Source organism: Thiorhodospira sibirica ATCC 700588 (assembly GCF_000227725.2).
Taxonomy (GTDB): domain Bacteria; phylum Pseudomonadota; class Gammaproteobacteria; order Ectothiorhodospirales; family Ectothiorhodospiraceae; genus Thiorhodospira; species Thiorhodospira sibirica.
The window spans coordinates 2,038,578-2,043,014 of record NZ_MU255056.1; the positions used below are offsets into that span (position 1 = coordinate 2,038,578).

Below are 4,437 nucleotides of genomic sequence, written 5' to 3' on the forward strand. Positions count from 1 at the left end.
GCTTCCGCAGTGGCATGAAATCCCTACCCTTCGCCAATCCTGCGATATTCCTCACGGTTTCTCCAGCACTCTGTTTGTTTTTTATGACTATTTTTCAATAAATTATAAATCAGGCCCGCTTTTTGCGTTGATGCTTGTCAAGCTCAGTAAACCCTGTGACTCAGGGCAACACCCTTACATCTAACCAAACACCTAACGAGGATTTTGACCATGAATAGATCACTGTGGATCGGCAAAACGGGCCTGGATGCACAACAAACCCGCATGGCCGTGGTGGCCAATAATCTGGCCAATGTAAACACCACCGGCTTTAAAAAAGGCCAAAGAAGAACAAGACGTCCGCGAACGCCGTGAACAACATGAAAACGACGAACGCTGCCAGCAGCTATTTTTAAGAAAAAACAACATCATTTCATAACAACTTTTTTCACAAGGACGGCAGTCATGTCTTCAACGATTGTCAATACGAATGTCATGTCACTGAGCGCGCAGTATGCGCTACAGACCAAGAGCAAAGGCTTAAGCCAAAGCCTTGAGCGTTTGTCGTCGGGCTTGCGCATTAACACAGCGCGGGATGATGCGGCGGGTCTGGTGATTGCCAACCGCATGACCGCCGCAATGAAAGGCAGCCAGCAATCCTGGCGCAACGCCAACGACGGCATCTCCATCGCACAGACGGCGGAAGGGTCACTCAGCACCATCGGCAACGATTTACAGCGGATGCGTGAACTGGCGGTGCAGTCAGCCAATGACACCAACACCGCGCTGGATCGCGTCACCCTCGACAACGAATTTCAACAGCTCATCCGCGCCATTGGCCGGGTAGCCGATACCACACAATTTAATCAGCAAGCGCTGCTGGACGGCTCGCGCACAGAGCAGGTCTTTCAGATCGGCGCGCAGCAGGGCGAGCGCCTGATCACCGGCAAGCTGGATGCGCGCAACACCCAACTCGGAGCGCGTGAGATCATCGGCGCCGATGGCGTCACGCATACCCAAATCGAGCGCGGCCTTGAACAAATCAGCGGACGCTTTACCATCCACATTGATCGCGTCAATGGTCAGGAAATCAGTCCGATGCAGCTACACATCGACCTCAGCGACCCGCGCATCAACCCGGATTTCAACCCCGCCACGGGCAACACCGGCCTGCGCAATTTTGACGACCTAAACCGCGTCATCAACCGCGCCATTGCAAACACCATCCAGGGTACCCATCCCCCCGGCAGCTTCACATTTGACGCCAGCCAGATGAGCGCCGAAGAGGCACGGCATAAACTCGCCCGCGTTAATCTCAACGCCGCCACCGTGACAAAAAACGATGATAAAAACACCGTCGCTTTAACCGGGGCCTTCGATGCGCGGTTTAGATTAACCATGGACGATCCGCTAGAGGTGGTGGTGACCCGTGATCGTGAAATCGGCGTGGCAAGCATTGGTTCAATCGGGCTGGGTGGTAGTGCCGCTAACACGGTCAATATGATGTTGATGATTGATCGTTCGGGTAGTATGTCTGGAACTCCCTTTGCAAATGCTAAAGCAGCAGCAATTCAGGCGATTGATGCGTATGAAAATGCTGGCGTTAATTTAAATGTGCGGTTAATTGAGTTTCCTGGGTCCGGCGCAAATCCTTTGACAGATTATGGCTGGAATAATAATCTTAATGTGGTCAGAAATAGCATCACAGCTATGACCCTTGATGGTGGTGAAAATTTTAATACATTTTTTCCTGCGGTTGAAAGTATTTTTAATGCAAATCCTCCTTCTGCTGGTTCCAATGTTTCATATTTACTGACGGATGCTGCATACCCTATAAACTCTACCGTAAAAACAAACTGGATTAACTTTGTTGAGACAAAAGAAATAATTTCTTACGTTATTGGTATTGGTACAGGTGCAAACACATCATACTTAGATGAGATCGCACATAATGGAGTAACACAAACATCAATGACTGCCATTCCAGGAAGCTCTGCTGATCTTGCTAATATATTAGCGAGTCAAGTGAATGATAGTTTTAATTATATTGAGCTTTCCAAGCCTGCGGGAATTACTGGCCTCACGCCCACCTTTAACGACGGTATCGGTCAGGAGATTACCACGCTCAATATCAACATTGGCGGTGAACGTCTAAGCATAGATGTCTCTGATGTGCGCGATTTAACCCAGCTCGGTGAACGTCTGCAAAATAACATTCGTGACCTGGGTAGCCCATTTGCAAATGTCAGCGTGGTGTTAGACGCCTCAGGCTCGGGCTTTACCATCGACAACCCGGATAAGCTGCCCATTACCGAACTGCGCCTTAACGGTCCGCAGCGGGTTAGCCTGTTTACGCATGAAGATTTATCCAGCGAACAGGTCAACCTGACCCAAATCGACATCACCACCCGCGAATCCGCCATGCTCGCCCTGCACGTCATCGACGGCGCCCTACAACAAATCGCCGACCAACGCGCCGTGCTGGGTGCTGTACAAAACGAATTTGCCAAAACCCTTGAAAATCTTGATATTTATCAGGTCAACCTTTCCGGTGCCCGTTCACGCATCCTCGATGCCGACTTCGCCGCCGAAACCGCACAACTCACCCGGGCGCAAATCCTGCAACAAGCCAGCATCAGCGTCCTCTCCCAAGCCAACGCCAACCCGCAATCCATCCTATCCCTGCTGCAATAGCAGACCCGTAGCAACCCGTGGCGGCATCATCTTGATGCCGCACTGTGGCGATACTTTCTAGTAGTTCGTTTCTCTAAAACATTTACATTTTTTATTGATTATTAAACAATAACTTGATCCCTAAAATTATTGTAATGGTTTTTGCAAAACGAACTACTAGCTGATGTTACGCAGCCCGAAGCATCTGAAGCGTATCAAAAGCGACGCGAATAGCCTTGGAATAGAGTTTTGAACGCAAGGCAAAGTGGTTAAGATGTTTGCGGATGGTCAAACACGCCATTTTGAAGACGGCGACGATGGAGGCGAATAAGTGATTCGCGTGTGTTTTAGGGGTGTGAGCAGGAGATTTAGCAAACGCCGCATTAGATTTAAGCGATTTATGGAAGACCTCGACGTTCTGGGGTGGGTCAATTTTGTTAGCATAGAGTGGGTCAATTTCCGTTAGCGTTGAGGGGATCGGCCATTGAGCCAGTTTCAATGTGGACGGCCATGCATGCCTCCCCTCAAAATTTGCGAAAAACGCATTATAGAGGATATTGATCGAGGGAAAATCTGTCGATAACGTGAAAGGGTGCTGAATGACGGGAACAGGATCGCCGCGATCAGCTTTGATCTAGGGTGGCTGACCCTGCTCACCGATCAGGCGAGAGCACGACGCTTGGCATAGAACCAGACCGGAACCGCGTGACAGGATCTGGAAACTTCAGTATCGTGTCATTATCACTAGACCTTCACGGACACCGCCCGGACATGGACGTCCAACTGCAGGGATGCGTCGCCGCTCCCTACCGCCGCCGTCGCCCCGCCGATACACTGCTCTATCGGGTGGTGCAAAACCACCTGGAGACTTTTCTCTCGCGGGGGCGGGACGCGTGGTGGGAGACGCAGGTACCACCGCATGCAGAGCGCGAACTGAGGCGTTTTTTGGAGTGTGGCATCCTGGCCCATGGTTTTGCCCGCGCCCGCTGTGACGCCTGCGGCCATGACTTTCTGATCGCCTTCTCCTGCAAAGGCCGGGGTGTCTGCCCGTCCTGCAACACGCGGCGCATGGCCGAGACCGCAGCACATCTGGCCGATCACGTTCTGCCTCGCGTGCCGGTGCGCCAGTGGGTCCTGTCCGTACCCAAGCGGCTACGCTATCACCTCCAGCACGACCGCGAAGCCCTCAATAGTGCCCTGCGCATTTTTCTGGATGCGATCGAGCACCACCTGTGCGGCAGCCTGGGTGCCAGTACCCAGGCACGCACCGGGGCGGTGGCCTTCATCCACCGATTCGGTTCCGCGCTGAATGAGCACACGCACTTCCATGTCGTTGTCATCGACGGCGTGTTCGAGTCCGACCCGGAGCAGGGTGTCCGGTTCATCGCGGCAGAGGCCATCGACGCCGACGCCGTGCGCGTCGTGCAAACGCAGGTGCGCCGCCGCATCCTGCGGGCATTCGTGCGCCGTGGGCGGATCGACGCGCAGACCCGCAAAGAGATGGCTGCGTGGGACCACGGCGGCGGGTTTTCGCTGGATGCGAGCGTGCGCATCGAGGCGGACGACCGCAAGGGCCTGGAACGGCTGCTGCGCTACTGCGCTCGTCCTCCCTTCGCCGCCGACCGGCTGGAGGAACTCGACCCGCAGCGGCTGATCTATCGCCTGCCCAAACCGGGTCCGGACGGGCGCACCCAGATCATCCTCTCGCCGCTGGAGCTGATCAGTCGCATCGCCGCGTTGGTCCCCGCCGCCCCGGCAGCATCGCCACCGGTACTATGGCGTACT

At 53.8% G+C, this 4,437-nt stretch carries 2 protein-coding genes and 3 pseudogenes; 4 read left to right on the plus strand and 1 reads right to left on the minus strand.

Translation table 11 applies throughout. The features are described 5' to 3' along the window. The 3 genes and pseudogenes from THISIDRAFT_RS09575 to THISIDRAFT_RS14820 all read left to right on the plus strand — a co-directional run. On the plus strand, positions 1 to 184 hold a 184-nt coding region (locus THISIDRAFT_RS09575), incomplete at its 5' end, for a hypothetical protein (RefSeq protein ID WP_221913991.1). Between the two features lie 26 nt (positions 185 to 210). Further along, positions 211 to 324: pseudogene (locus tag THISIDRAFT_RS09580) on the plus strand (flagellar basal body protein); the annotation flags it as partial. 120 nt (positions 325 to 444) lie between these two features. Next, on the plus strand, positions 445 to 2,673 hold the full coding sequence (locus THISIDRAFT_RS14820; protein WP_006788836.1) for a flagellin N-terminal helical domain-containing protein: 2,229 nt from the start codon (positions 445 to 447) through the stop codon (positions 2,671 to 2,673). Between the two features lie 166 nt (positions 2,674 to 2,839). Here THISIDRAFT_RS14820 and THISIDRAFT_RS09590 read toward each other — a convergent pair. Further along, positions 2,840 to 3,070, minus strand: a pseudogene (locus THISIDRAFT_RS09590) (IS701 family transposase); the annotation flags it as partial. 353 nt (positions 3,071 to 3,423) lie between these two features. On the opposite strand from THISIDRAFT_RS09590, the pseudogene THISIDRAFT_RS09595 reads away from it, so the two are divergent. Further along, a pseudogene (locus THISIDRAFT_RS09595) lies at positions 3,424 to 4,437 on the plus strand (transposase); the annotation flags it as partial.

What these genes read in the sequence shown, in the direction of transcription:
- THISIDRAFT_RS14820 (WP_006788836.1), top strand. Translation starts at nt 445, where the DNA reads ATGTCTTCAACGATTGTCAATACGAATGTCATGTCACTGAGCGCGCAG.